Genomic DNA, 14,786 nt, shown 5'->3' on the forward strand with positions numbered 1-14,786 from the left:
GCTATGTTAAGGGTCTACCATTCCAATCGTCTGGACGTACTGGAAGCGTTGATGGAGTTTATTGTCGAACGCGAACGGCTGGACGATCCTTTCGAGCCAGAAATGATTCTGGTGCAAAGTACCGGTATGGCGCAGTGGCTGCAAATGACCCTGTCGCAGAAGTTCGGCATTGCGGCAAACATTGATTTTCCGCTGCCTGCAAGCTTTATCTGGGATATGTTTGTCCGTGTATTACCGGAGATCCCCAAAGAGAGTGCCTTTAACAAGCGGAGTATGAGCTGGAAACTGATGACTCTGCTGCCGCAGCTGCTGGATCGCGAAGATTTTACACTATTGCGTCATTACCTGACTGACGATAGCGACAAGCGAAAACTGTTTCAGCTTTCCTCAAAAGCGGCTGACCTGTTTGACCAATATCTGGTCTATCGTCCGGACTGGCTGGCGCAGTGGGAAGCGGGACATTTGGTAGAGGGGCCTGGAGAAGCTCAGGCCTGGCAAGCGCCGTTGTGGAAGGCGCTGGTGGAATATACCCATGAACTCGGGCAACCGCGCTGGCACCGTGCCAATCTCTATCAACGCTTTATCGAAACACTGGAGTCTGCGACGACCTGTCCACCTGGCTTACCTTCGCGCGTCTTTATATGCGGTATTTCCGCGTTACCGCCAGTTTATCTACAGGCGCTACAAGCGCTGGGTAAACATATTGAAATCCATCTCCTGTTTACCAACCCTTGCCGTTATTACTGGGGCGATATTAAAGATCCTGCTTATCTGGCGAAACTGCTGACCCGCCAGCGTCGACACAGTTTTGAAGATCGCGAATTGCCGCTGTTTCGTGATAGCGAAAATGCCGAACAGCTCTTTAACAGCGACGGTGAACAGGATGTCGGCAACCCGCTGCTGGCCTCCTGGGGTAAGCTGGGGCGCGACTACATCTATCTTCTTTCCGATCTGGAGAACAGTCAGGAGCTGGACGCCTTTGTCGACGTCACGCCAGACAATCTGCTGCATAACATACAGTCCGACATTCTGGAACTGGAAAACCGCGCCGTTGCGGGCGTAAACCTCGAAGAGTTTTCCCGTAGTGATAACAAACGCCCGCTTGACCCGCAGGATAGCAGCATAACCTTCCATGTTTGCCACAGCCCACAACGTGAAGTTGAAGTTTTGCACGATCGCCTGCTGGCGATGCTGGAAGAAGATCCGACACTCACTCCGCGCGACATCATCGTGATGGTGGCCGACATCGACAACTACAGTCCGTTTATTCAGGCCGTGTTTGGCAGTGCGCCAGCGGATCGATATCTGCCATATGCTATTTCCGACCGTCGGGCGCGGCAGTCGCATCCTGTACTTGAAGCGTTTATCAGCCTGTTATCGTTGCCTGACAGCCGCTTTGTGTCGGAAGACGTGCTGGCATTACTGGATGTGCCGGTGCTGGCGGCGAGGTTTGACATTACCGAAGAAGGGCTGCGTTACTTGCGCCAGTGGGTCAACGAATCCGGCATTCGTTGGGGCATAGATGACGACAACGTTCGCGAGCTGGAACTCCCCGCCACCGGACAACACACCTGGCGATTTGGCCTGACGCGCATGTTGCTGGGCTACGCGATGGAGAGCGCGCAGGGCGAGTGGCAATCGGTTCTACCTTATGATGAATCGAGCGGCTTAATTGCAGAACTGGTAGGGCACCTGGCGTCACTGCTAATGCAACTAAACATCTGGCGTCGCGGGCTGGCGCAGGAGCGTCCGCTGGAAGAGTGGCTGCCGGTTTGCCGCGATATGCTCAATGCCTTCTTCCTGCCGGATGCGGAAACCGAAGCGGCGATGACGCTGATCGAACAACAATGGCAGGCGATTATCGCCGAAGGTTTAGGTGCGCAGTATAGAGACGCAGTGCCGCTATCGCTGTTGCGTGATGAACTGGCACAACGCCTGGATCAAGAACGTATCAGCCAGCGTTTTCTCGCAGGTCCAGTCAACATTTGTACTCTGATGCCGATGCGCTCCATCCCATTCAAAGTGGTTTGCCTGCTGGGAATGAACGATGGAGTTTACCCACGCCAGCTTGCACCATTGGGCTTTGACCTGATGAGCCAGAAACCGAAGCGTGGTGACCGCAGCCGTCGTGATGACGACCGTTATCTGTTCCTGGAAGCGTTAATATCCGCGCAACAAAAACTCTATATCAGCTATATCGGCCGCTCTATTCAGGATAACAGCGAACGATTCCCGTCGGTTCTGGTGCAGGAACTGATCGACTACATCGGGCAAAGCCATTATTTACCGGGCGATGAAACGCTTAACTGTGATGAAAGCGAGGCAAAGGTAAAAGCGCATCTTACTTGCCTCCATACCCGGATGCCGTTTGACCCGCAAAACTACCAGCCCGGTAATTTACAAAGCTATGCGCGCGAGTGGCTACCTGCGGCCAGCCAGGCTGGTAAGGCGCATTCTGAATTTGTTCAGCCGCTGCCGTTTACCTTGCCGGAAACCGTGCCGCTGGAGACGCTACAACGATTCTGGGCGCATCCGGTGCGGGCATTTTTCCAGATGCGTTTGCAGGTGAACTTCCGTACCGAAGACAGCGAAATCCCCGACACCGAGCCATTTATTCTGGAAGGGCTTAGCCGTTATCAAATCAATCAGCAGTTATTGAATGCACTGGTTGAGCAGGATGATGCCGAACGTTTGTTCCGCCGCTTCCGGGCGGCAGGGGATTTACCGTACGGCGCTTTTGGTGAAATTTTCTGGGAAACGCAGTGCCAGGAGATGCAGCAGCTTGCCGACAGAGTCATTGCCTGTCGCCAGCCGGGGCAGAGTATGGAAATTGATCTCGCCTGCAACGGTGTGCAGATAACTGGCTGGTTGCCGCAGGTGCAGCCGGATGGCCTGTTGCGCTGGCGTCCCTCTTTATTAAGTGTGGCGCAGGGAATGCAACTTTGGCTGGAACACCTTGTCTACTGTGCCAGCGGTGGCAATGGTGAAAGTCGCCTTTTTCTACGCAAAGACGGCGAGTGGCGTTTTCCGCCGCTTGCAGCCGAACAGGCTTTGCATTACCTCTCACAACTGATTGAGGGGTATCGTGAAGGAATGTCCGCGCCGTTGCTGGTGTTACCTGAAAGTGGCGGCGCGTGGCTAAAAACCTGTTATGACGCGCAAAACGATGCCATGCTGGATGACGATTCCACTTTGCAAAAAGCCCGTACGAAATTCCTTCAGGCTTACGAAGGCAACATGATGGTGCGTGGAGAAGGTGACGATATCTGGTATCAACGGCTCTGGCGGCAATTAACGCCAGAGACAATGGAGGCAATCGTTGAACAGTCGCAACGTTTCCTGTTACCGCTGTTTCGCTTTAATCAGTCATGAGTGCTGTATAAAAATTGCGCAATCCATTCGCTTACTTTATGATGCGCACCAGTCACGGACTGATGGATATATAGACATAGGCTGACTCGTTCAGCACAAGATTAAATTCTACCGGATGATTTACGTTAACGTGTTGAATCTGGTCGGAAAATAAAGTTGATAATGAGGTCCGTGAATGCCCCGCAGCACCTGGTTCAAAGCATTATTGTTGTTTGTTGCCCTCTGGGCACCCTTAAGTCAGGCAGAAACGGGATGGCAGCCGATTCAGGAAACCATCCGTAAAAGTGATAAAGATAACCGCCAGTATCAGGCCGTGCGTCTGGAGAACGGTATGGTGGTCTTGCTGGTTTCTGACCGGCAGGCAGTTAAATCGCTATCGGCGCTGGTGGTGCCCGTTGGGTCGCTGGAAGATCCCGAGGCTTATCAGGGGCTGGCGCATTACCTTGAACACATGAGTCTGATGGGGTCGAAAAAATACCCGCAGGCTGACAGTCTGGCCGAATATCTCAAAATGCACGGTGGTAGTCACAATGCCAGCACTGCGCCGTATCGCACGGCTTTCTATCTGGAAGTTGAGAACGACGCCTTGCCCGGTGCGGTAGACCGCCTGGCCGATGCTATTGCAGAACCCTTGCTCGACAAGAAATACGCCGAACGTGAGCGTAATGCGGTGAACGCTGAATTAACCATGGCGCGTACGCGTGACGGGATGCGCATGGCACAGGTCAGCGCAGAAACCATTAACCCGGCACACCCCGGTTCAAAGTTTTCTGGTGGTAACCTCGAAACTTTAAGCGACAAACCTGGTAATCCGGTGCAGCAGGCGCTGAAAGATTTCCACGAGAAGTACTATTCCGCCAATCTGATGAAGGCGGTTATTTACAGCAATAAACCGCTGCCGGAGTTGGCAAAAATGGCGGCGGACACCTTCGGTCGCGTGCCGAACAAAGAAAGCAAAAAACCGGAAATCACCGTGCCGGTAGTCACCGACGCGCAAAAGGGCATTATCATTCATTATGTTCCAGCGTTGCCGCGTAAAGTGCTGCGCGTCGAGTTTCGTATTGATAACAACTCGGCGAAATTCCGTAGTAAAACCGATGAATTGATTACCTATCTGATTGGTAATCGCAGTCCAGGTACACTTTCTGACTGGCTGCAAAAACAGGGATTAGTTGAGGGCATTAGCGCCAACTCCGATCCTATCGTCAACGGCAACAGCGGCGTTTTAGCGATCTCTGCCTCTTTAACCGATAAAGGTCTGGCTAATCGCGATCAGGTTGTGGCAGCAATTTTTAGCTATCTCAATCTGTTACGTGAAAAAGGCATTGATAAACAGTACTTCGATGAACTGGCGAATGTGCTGGATATCGACTTCCGTTATCCGTCAATCACCCGTGATATGGATTACGTCGAATGGCTGGCGGATACCATGATTCGCGTTCCTGTTGAGCATACGCTGGATGCGGTCAATATTGCCGATCGGTACGATGCTAAAGCAGTAAAAGAACGTCTGGCGATGATGACGCCGCAGAATGCGCGTATTTGGTATATCAGCCCGAAAGAGCCGCATAACAAAACGGCTTACTTTGTCGATGCGCCGTATCAGGTCGATAAAATCAGCGCACAAACTTTCGCTGACTGGCAGAAAAAAGCCGCCAATATTGCGCTCTCCTTACCGGAGCTTAACCCCTATATTCCTGACGATTTCTCGCTGATTAAGTCAGAGAAGAAATATGACCATCCAGAGTTGATTGTGGATGAATCGAACCTGCGTGTGGTATATGCGCCAAGCCGTTATTTTGCCAGCGAGCCAAAAGCCGATGTCAGCCTGATTTTGCGTAATCCGAAAGCAATGGACAGTGCACGTAATCAGGTGATGTTTGCGCTCAATGATTATCTTGCCGGGCTGGCGCTTGATCAGTTAAGTAACCAGGCGTCGGTTGGTGGCATAAGTTTTTCCACCAACGCTAACAACGGCCTTATGGTTAATGCTAATGGCTACACCCAGCGCCTGCCGCAGCTGTTCCAGGCATTGCTCGATGGGTACTTTAGCTATACCGCTACGGAAGATCAGCTTGAGCAGGCAAAGTCCTGGTATAACCAGATGATGGATTCCGCAGAAAAGGGCAAAGCGTTCGAGCAGGCGATTATGCCCGCGCAGATGCTCTCCCAGGTACCTTACTTCTCGCGAGATGAACGGCGCAAAATTTTGCCCTCCATTACGTTGAAAGAGGTGCTGGCCTATCGCGACGCCTTAAAATCAGGGGCTCGACCAGAGTTTATGGTTATCGGCAACATGACCGAGGCCCAGGCAACAACGCTGGCACGCGATGTGCAAAAACAGTTGGGCGCTGATGGTTCAGAGTGGTGTCGTAACAAAGATGTAGTGGTCGATAAAAAACAATCCGTCATCTTTGAAAAAGCCGGTAACAGCACCGACTCCGCACTGGCAGCGGTATTTGTACCGACTGGCTACGATGAATACACCAGCTCAGCCTATAGCTCTCTGTTGGGGCAGATCGTACAGCCGTGGTTCTACAATCAGTTGCGTACCGAAGAACAATTGGGCTATGCCGTGTTTGCGTTTCCAATGAGCGTGGGGCGTCAGTGGGGCATGGGCTTCCTTTTGCAAAGCAATGATAAACAGCCTTCATTCTTGTGGGAGCGTTACAAGGCGTTTTTCCCAACCGCAGAGGCAAAATTGCGGGCGATGAAGCCAGAAGAGTTTGCGCAAATCCAGCAGGCGGTAATTACCCAGATGCTGCAGGCACCGCAAACGCTCGGCGAAGAAGCATCGAAGTTAAGTAAAGATTTCGATCGCGGCAATATGCGCTTCGATTCGCGTGATAAAATCGTGGCCCAGATAAAACTGCTGACGCCGCAAAAACTTGCTGATTTCTTCCATCAGGCGGTAGTCGAGCCGCAAGGCATGGCTATTCTGTCGCAGATTTCCGGCAGCCAGAACGGGAAAGCCGAATATGTGCATCCTGAAGGCTGGAAAGTGTGGGAGAACGTCAGCGCGTTGCAGCAAACAATGCCCCTGATGAGTGAAAAGAATGAGTGATGTCGCCGAGACACTAGATCCTTTGCGCTTGCCCTTACAGGGCGAGCGCCTGATTGAAGCCTCTGCCGGCACAGGCAAAACCTTTACGATTGCGGCGCTCTATTTGCGCCTGTTACTTGGACTAGGCGGTTCCGCCGCCTTTCCCCGCCCGCTGACCGTTGAAGAACTGCTGGTGGTCACCTTTACCGAGGCTGCCACGGCAGAATTGCGCGGTCGTATCCGTAGCAATATCCACGAGTTGCGCATCGCCTGTCTGCGTGAAACCACCGACAATCCACTGTACGAACGCCTGCTGGAAGAGATCGACGATAAAGCGCAAGCCGCGCAGTGGTTGTTGTTAGCCGAACGGCAGATGGATGAAGCGTCAGTCTTTACTATTCACGGCTTTTGCCAGCGCATGCTCAACCTGAATGCCTTTGAATCCGGCATGCTGTTTGAGCAGCAGCTGATTGAAGATGAGTCTCTGCTACGCTACCAGGCCTGCGCCGATTTCTGGCGTCGCCACTGCTACCCGCTGCCGCGTGAAATAGCCCAGGTCGTCTTCGAAACCTGGAAAGGGCCGCAGGCGTTGCTGCGCGATATTAATCGTTATCTGCAAGGCGAAGCGCCGGTTATCAAAGCACCGCCGCCCGATGATGAAACGCTGGCTTCCCGTCACGCGCAAATTGTGGCGCGTATTGATACGGTAAAACAGCAGTGGCGCGACGCAGTGGGTGAACTGGATGCGCTGATCGAATCTTCTGGTATTGATCGACGCAAGTTTAACCGTAGCAATCAGGCTAAATGGATCGACAAGATCAGCGCCTGGGCAGAAGAAGAGACAAACAGTTATCAGTTGCCGGAGTCGCTGGAAAAATTCTCCCAGCGTTTCTTAGAAGATCGCACGAAGGCCGGGGGGGAAACCCCGCGACATCCACTGTTTGAGGCGATCGATCAACTGCTTGCAGAACCATTGTCGATCCGCGATCTGGTGATCACCCGCGCATTGGCTGAGATCCGCGAAACAGTAGCGCGTGAAAAACGCCGCCGTGGCGAATTGGGTTTTGATGACATGTTAAGTCGGCTCGATTCCGCGCTGCGTAGCGAAAGCGGTGAGGTGTTGGCAGCGGCGATCCGTACGCGATTCCCGGTGGCAATGATCGATGAATTTCAGGATACCGACCCCCAGCAGTACCGAATTTTTCGCCGTATCTGGCACCATCAGCCGGAAACCGCATTGTTGCTAATTGGCGACCCGAAGCAGGCCATATATGCATTCCGGGGTGCGGATATCTTCACTTATATGAAGGCGCGTAGCGAAGTTCACGCCCACTACACTTTAGACACCAACTGGCGTTCCGCACCAGGAATGGTGAACAGCGTGAACAAGCTTTTCAGCCAGACTGATGACGCGTTCATGTTTCGCGAAATACCGTTTATTCCAGTGAAATCAGCCTGGAAAAATCAGGCGTTACGTTTTGTATTTAAAGGTGAAACGCAGCCTGCGATGAAAATGTGGCTGATGGAAGGCGAAAGCTGCGGCGTTGGCGACTATCAAAGTACCATGGCGCAGGTATGTGCTGCACAAATCCGCGACTGGCTACAAGCCGGACAGCGGGGCGAAGCGTTGCTGATGAACGGCGACGAAGCGCGTCCGGTGCGTGCTTCGGACATCAGCGTGCTGGTGCGCAGCCGCCAGGAGGCCGCTCAGGTGCGCGATGCCTTAACGCTGCTGGAAATCCCTTCCGTTTACCTTTCGAACCGCGACAGTGTTTTTGAAACTCTGGAAGCGCAGGAAATGCTTTGGTTGTTGCAGGCGGTGATGACGCCCGAACGTGAGAACACCCTGCGCAGTGCGCTGGCAACGTCAATGATGGGGCTGAATGCGCTGGATATTGAAACGCTGAACAATGACGAACATGCGTGGGATGCGGTAGTTGAAGAGTTCGATGGTTATCGGCAAATCTGGCGCAAACGTGGCGTTATGCCGATGCTGCGGGCGCTGATGTCGGCGCGTAACATTGCAGAAAACTTGCTGGCAACGGCAGGTGGTGAGCGCCGTCTTACTGACATTTTGCATATCAGCGAACTGCTACAAGAAGCCGGGACGCAGCTGGAAAGTGAACATGCGCTGGTACGCTGGTTATCGCAACATATCCTCGAGCCAGACAGTAATGCCTCCAGCCAACAAATGCGCCTCGAAAGTGATAAACATCTGGTGCAGATTGTAACGATCCATAAATCAAAAGGGCTGGAATATCCGCTGGTCTGGTTGCCGTTTATCACCAATTTCCGCGTCCAGGATCAGGCGTTTTATCACGATCGCCACTCGTTTGAGGCTGTTCTGGATCTTAACGCTGCGCCAGAAAGTGTCGATCTCGCGGAGGCCGAACGTCTGGCGGAAGATCTGCGTTTGCTTTACGTGGCGCTGACGCGTTCGGTTTGGCATTGCAGTCTCGGCGTTGCACCGCTGGTGCGCCGTCGTGGCGATAAAAAAGGTGACACCGACGTTCACCAAAGTGCGCTCGGGCGTTTGCTGCAAAAAGGGGAACCGCAAGATGCGGCAGGGCTTCGCACCTGTATTGAAGCGTTATGCGATGATGATATTGCCTGGCAAACGGCACAAACTGGTGATAACCAGCCATGGCAGGTTAATGATGCTTTAACTGCAGAATTGAATGCCAGGACATTACAACGATTGCCCGGCGATAACTGGCGCGTCACCAGCTACTCAGGTTTACAACAGCGTGGTCACGGAATCGCTCAGGATCTGATGCCACGGCTGGATGTCGATGCCGCAGGCGTTGCCAGCATCGTTGAAGAACCGACGTTAACACCGCATCAGTTCCCGCGCGGTGCGTCACCGGGGACGTTTTTGCACAGTTTGTTTGAAGACCTGGATTTTACCCAGCCGGTTGAACCGAACTGGGTGCGGGAAAAACTGGAACTTGGCGGTTTTGAAGCGCACTGGGAACCTGTATTAACCGAATGGATCACCGCTATTCTTCAGGCGCCGCTCAATGAAACTGGTGTTAGACTGAGTCAACTTTCCGCTCGTAATAAACAGGTGGAGATGGAGTTTTATCTGCCGATTAGTGAACCACTTGTCGCCAGTCAGCTTGATACGTTAATCCGCCAGTTTGACCCGCTATCAGCAGGCTGCCCGCCGCTGGAGTTCATGCAGGTGCGCGGCATGTTAAAAGGCTTTATCGACCTGGTGTTTCGCCACGAAGGGCGTTATTACCTGCTTGACTATAAATCCAACTGGTTGGGTGAAGACAGTTCGGCTTACACCCAACAGGCTATGGCAGCGGCGATGCAGGCACACCGCTATGATCTGCAATATCAGCTTTATACCCTGGCGCTGCACCGTTATCTGCGCCATCGCATTGCTGATTACGACTATGAGCGCCACTTTGGCGGCGTTATCTATCTGTTCCTGCGTGGCGTTGATAAAGAGCATCCGCAACAAGGGATCTACGCGACCCGACCCAACGCCGAGTTGATTGCCCTGATGGATGAGATGTTTGCCGGTATGACCCTGGAGGAGGCGTAATGAAATTGCAAAAGCAATTACTGGAAGCTGTGGAGCACAAACAGCTACGCCCGCTGGACGTGCAGTTTGCCCTGACTGTGGCGGGAGATGAACATCCCGCCGTCACCCTCGCGGCGGCACTGTTAAGTCATGATGCCGGAGAGGGACACGTCTGTTTGCCGCTTTCACGACTGGAAAATAACGAGGAGTCGCATCCGCTGTTGGCGACCTGTGTCAGTGAAATCGGTGAGCTACAAAATTGGGAAGAATGCTTGCTGGCTTCACAAGCGGTCAGCCGGGGAGATGAACCCACGCCGATGATCCTCTGTGGCGATCGTCTTTATTTGAATCGCATGTGGTGTAACGAGCGTACGGTGGCGCGCTTCTTCAATGAGGTGAATCATGCCATTGAAGTGGATGAAGAGTTGCTGGCGCAAACGCTGGATAAACTCTTTCCGCCTGGTGATGAAATTAACTGGCAAAAAGTGGCGGCGGCAGTGGCGCTGACGCGGCGGATCTCGGTGATTTCCGGCGGCCCTGGCACCGGTAAAACGACCACTGTGGCGAAGTTGCTGGCTGCGTTAATTCAAATGGCAGACGGCGAACGCTGTCGTATTCGCCTGGCTGCACCAACGGGGAAAGCTGCCGCACGCTTAACAGAATCTCTCGGCAAGGCTCTGCGCCAGTTACCGCTGACCGATGAACAAAAGAAACGCATACCGGAAGACGCCAGCACCTTGCATCGCCTCTTGGGCGCGCAGCCAGGTAGCCAGCGTTTACGCCATCATGCCGGTAACCCGCTGCATCTTGATGTGCTGGTGGTGGATGAAGCGTCAATGATCGATCTACCGATGATGTCTCGGCTGATCGACGCCTTGCCCGATCATGCGCGAGTGATCTTTCTCGGCGATCGTGATCAACTGGCCTCGGTTGAGGCTGGGGCTGTGCTGGGCGATATCTGCGCTTATGCTAATGCCGGCTTTACCGCAGAGCGTGCCGGGCAGTTGAGCCGCCTGACGGGAACTCACGTTCCGGCAGGAACTGGCACAGAAGCGGCATCTTTGCGCGATAGTCTCTGCCTGCTGCAAAAGAGTTACCGTTTCGGCAGCGATTCTGGCATTGGTCAGCTTGCTGCGGCTATCAATCGCGGCGATAAAATGGCGGTTAAAACCGTTTTTCAGCAGGATTTTACTGATATCGAAAAACGGCTTTTACAGAGCGGCGAAGATTATGTTGCGATGCTTGAGGAAGCACTTGCAGGTTACGGACGCTACCTCGATCTGCTGCAAGCGCGTGCCGAGCCGGATTTAATCATTCAGGCGTTCAATGAGTACCAGCTTTTGTGCGCCCTGCGTGAAGGGCCGTTTGGCGTAGCTGGACTGAATGATCGAATTGAACAGTTTATGCAACAGAAGCGCAAAATTCATCGGCATCCGCACTCGCGCTGGTACGAAGGCCGGCCGGTGATGATTGCCCGTAATGACAGCGCGCTTGGATTGTTTAATGGTGATATCGGTATCGCTCTGGATCGCGGGCAAGGGACGCGCGTCTGGTTTGCAATGCCTGATGGCAATATTAAGTCTGTGCAACCGAGTCGCTTGCCGGAGCACGAAACCACGTGGGCGATGACGGTACATAAATCGCAGGGATCGGAGTTCGACCATGCGGCGTTGATTTTACCGAGCCAACGCACACCGGTAGTAACGCGAGAGCTGGTTTACACCGCGGTGACCCGCGCGCGTCGGCGTTTATCGTTGTATGCCGATGAACGCATCTTAAGTGCGGCAATCGCCACGCGCACCGAGCGGCGTAGCGGGCTGGCTGCATTGTTTGGTGCGCGGGTATAAACGTGATTGCCTGATGCGACGCATGCGCGTCTTATCATGCCTGGGGCATCGCGCATGCCGCATCCGGCGATTTTCATTACTTACCCCAAATCCGCCATCAACACTTTGGATTTACGCTGGTAGTTGTACAACTGTTTTTTGCTCTCGGGCAGTAAATCAATATCCACCGGGGTAAACCCACGTTCCTGGAACCAGTGAATACTGCGCGTGGTCAGCACAAACAATTTGCTTAAGCCGCTCTGTTTCGCCTGGGCTGCAATGCGTTCCAGCAAAACTTCGCCCCTTGATGAACTGCGGTAATCCGGATGAACTGCCACACAGGCCATTTCCCCAATCTTCTCTTCCGGGAATGGATAAAGCGCGGCGCAGGCAATAGTTGTGTTATCGCGCTGAATAATAGTGAATTTGTCGATTTCCATCTCCAGTTGTTCGCGAGAACGACGTACCAGAATACCCTGCTGCTCAAGTGGACGGATCAACTCCAGAATACCGCCGATATCGTTGATTGTTGCGCGACGAATCTGTTCGGCGCTTTCCATCACAATCTGCGTACCGATACCGTCGCGTGAGAACAGCTCTTGCAACAGCGCGCCGTCTTCCTGATAACTGATTAAATGACAGCGACGTACGCCGCTGCGGCAGGCTTTCACCGAACCACGCAAAAAACGCACCGTACCAGAGTTGTAATCGCCTTTCTCTTCCTGGGCTTCTACCCGTGCTTGCGCCTCGTTAGGGAAAAGTTCGGAGACAATATCGCCATCGTCATTGGTGACACCCTGCGAAGAGCAAAAACCTATCATCTTCTCGGCTTTCAGTTTGATGGCCAGTTGAGTGGCAATCTCTTCCGAGGTCAGGTTAAAGCTCTCGCCAGTGACCGAAACCGCTACCGGCCCCATCAGCACAATCGCACCGCTGTCCAGTTGACGATGAATCGCTTCCTCATCAATCCGCCGGATGCGCCCGCTATGGCAGTAATCCACGCCATCATCCACGCCCAGCGGCTGGGCAATAATAAAATTGCCGCTGACGACGTTGATATGCGCACCCTGCAGCGGCGTATTGTTGAGGCTCATTGACAGGCGAGCGGTAATATCCAGTTGTAACGTACCCGCAGCCTGCTTCACCAGCTCCAGCGTTTTGCCGTCGGTCACACGCGTATTCTTGTGATATAGCGGCTCGTGGTGATGCGCTGCCAGATTCGCGTCGATCTGGGGACGTGCGCCATAAACTACCACCAGACGGATGCCGAGGCTGTGCAACAACCCAATATCGCTGACAATACTGGAGAAATTTTCATGCTCAATGGCTTCTCCGCCGAGCATGATGACAAATGTTTTTCCCCGGTGGGTATTGATATAGGGAACCGAATGGCGGAATCCCTCGACCAGCTCGGTTTTACGTTCCTTTACCACGGCACACCTCTTTGCATGATTATTCGAAATTATTGTATTTTTATTCTGTTTTTTCGCCGTGTGCAAGTGCAAATTTTATGCGAGAGCGACTTTTTTATCAGTAATACCGTGAATATAAATAGAATGTTTACCGTTTTATAGATGACAGATTATGCGTCTTTCGCTAAAGTTTCCGGTCAAATTGGTCGTTTACTTGTTACACAGCTTAGATTTCTTTTGCTCGGGAGAGGCATGTCAGGATCCAACACTGCAATCAGCCGTCGTCGTTTACTGCAAGGCGCGGGAGCCATGTGGCTATTGAGCGTAAGCCAGGTGAGTCTGGCAGCGGTCAGTCAGGTCGTGGCGGTGCGCGTCTGGCCAGCGTCCAGCTATACCCGTGTGACGGTAGAATCAAATCGTCAGCTGAAATATAAGCAGTTCGCGCTGAGTAACCCTGAACGCGTGGTGGTGGATATCGAAGATGTAAACCTGAACTCAGTGCTTAAGGGGATGGCTGCGCAAATCCGCGCTGACGACCCGTTCATCAAGTCGGCACGCGTCGGCCAATTTGATCCGCAAACCGTGCGGATGGTTTTTGAGTTAAAGCAAAATGTAAAACCGCAGATGTTTGCCCTCGCGCCGGTCGCCGGGTTTAAAGAACGTCTGGTGATGGACCTTTATCCGGCCAATGCTCAGGACATGCAAGACCCATTGCTGGCATTGTTGGAGGATTACAATAAAGGCGACCTCGAAAAGCAGGTGCCGCCTGCGCAGAGTGGCCCGCAGCCTGGCAAGGCTGGGCGCGATCGCCCGATTGTCATTATGCTTGACCCTGGCCACGGCGGCGAAGACTCCGGCGCGGTGGGGAAATACAAAACGCGCGAAAAAGACGTGGTATTGCAAATAGCGCGCCGTCTGCGCTCTCTGATCGAGAAAGAGGGCAATATGAAGGTTTACATGACGCGTAATGAAGACATCTTCATTCCGTTGCAAGTGCGCGTAGCAAAAGCACAGAAACAGCGTGCTGACTTGTTTGTCTCTATTCATGCCGACGCCTTTACCAGTCGCCAGCCGAGTGGTTCCTCGGTGTTTGCGCTCTCTACCAAAGGCGCAACCAGTACTGCGGCAAAATATCTGGCGCAAACCCAGAACGCCTCGGACTTGATTGGTGGCGTGAGCAAAAGTGGCGATCGCTATGTAGATCACACCATGTTCGATATGGTGCAGTCGCTGACCATTGCCGACAGCCTGAAGTTTGGTAAGGCCGTGCTAAATAAGCTGGCGAAAATCAACAAGCTGCATAAGAATCAGGTTGAGCAGGCCGGGTTTGCCGTACTGAAAGCGCCAGATATTCCATCTATTCTGGTCGAAACGGCGTTTATCAGTAACGTTGAGGAAGAGCGCAAATTGAAAACGGCGACTTTCCAGCAGGAAGTTGCGGAGTCTATTCTTGCGGGAATTAAAGCCTATTTTGCCGATGGGGCGACGTTGGCGCGAAGGGGATGATAAAAAGGCGCTGAATGGCGCCTTTTTTATGGGAGAGCAGAAACAAAAAAAACACCCGTTAGGGTGTTCAATAATTGGTTGCGGGGGCCGGA

Annotated in this window: 6 protein-coding genes; 5 read left to right on the forward strand and 1 reads right to left on the reverse strand. The window is 53.0% G+C overall.

Annotation, left to right across the window (positions count from 1 at the left end):
• The first annotated feature begins 3 nt into the window (after positions 1 to 3).
• From recC to recD, 4 genes are all read left to right on the forward strand, one after another.
• Positions 4 to 3,372 (forward strand): exodeoxyribonuclease V subunit gamma, encoded by a 3,369-nt coding sequence (recC, locus tag D9742_RS15395; RefSeq protein WP_130237479.1) that lies wholly within the window; start codon positions 4 to 6, stop codon positions 3,370 to 3,372.
• 175 nt (positions 3,373 to 3,547) lie between these two features.
• On the forward strand, positions 3,548 to 6,436 hold the full coding sequence (gene ptrA / locus D9742_RS15400) for a pitrilysin (protein ID WP_130237480.1): 2,889 nt from the start codon (positions 3,548 to 3,550) through the stop codon (positions 6,434 to 6,436).
• Positions 6,429 to 9,971, forward strand: coding sequence for an exodeoxyribonuclease V subunit beta (gene recB, locus D9742_RS15405; protein WP_130237481.1), 3,543 nt, complete (start codon positions 6,429 to 6,431; stop codon positions 9,969 to 9,971). The genes ptrA and recB overlap by 8 nt, the downstream gene beginning before the upstream one ends.
• Positions 9,971 to 11,797: an exodeoxyribonuclease V subunit alpha gene (recD, locus tag D9742_RS15410; RefSeq protein WP_130237482.1), complete on the forward strand. Its 1,827-nt coding sequence runs from the start codon at positions 9,971 to 9,973 to the stop codon at positions 11,795 to 11,797. Before recB ends, recD begins: the two co-directional genes overlap by 1 nt.
• Positions 11,798 to 11,877: 80 nt before the next feature.
• Here the strand turns inward: recD and argA are convergent, their stop codons facing one another.
• On the reverse strand, positions 11,878 to 13,209 hold the full coding sequence (gene argA / locus D9742_RS15415) for an amino-acid N-acetyltransferase (protein ID WP_130237483.1): 1,332 nt from the start codon (positions 13,207 to 13,209) through the stop codon (positions 11,878 to 11,880).
• 231 nt (positions 13,210 to 13,440) lie between these two features.
• Here argA and amiC point away from each other — a divergent pair, with 231 nt between their 5' ends.
• The gene (gene amiC / locus D9742_RS15420) at positions 13,441 to 14,694 is read left to right on the forward strand and encodes an N-acetylmuramoyl-L-alanine amidase AmiC (RefSeq protein WP_130237484.1); all 1,254 of its coding nucleotides are present in this window, start codon (positions 13,441 to 13,443) and stop codon (positions 14,692 to 14,694) included.
• Positions 14,695 to 14,786 lie beyond the last annotated feature (92 nt).

This window comes from Escherichia sp. E1V33, assembly GCF_004211955.1.
Taxonomy (GTDB): domain Bacteria; phylum Pseudomonadota; class Gammaproteobacteria; order Enterobacterales; family Enterobacteriaceae; genus Escherichia.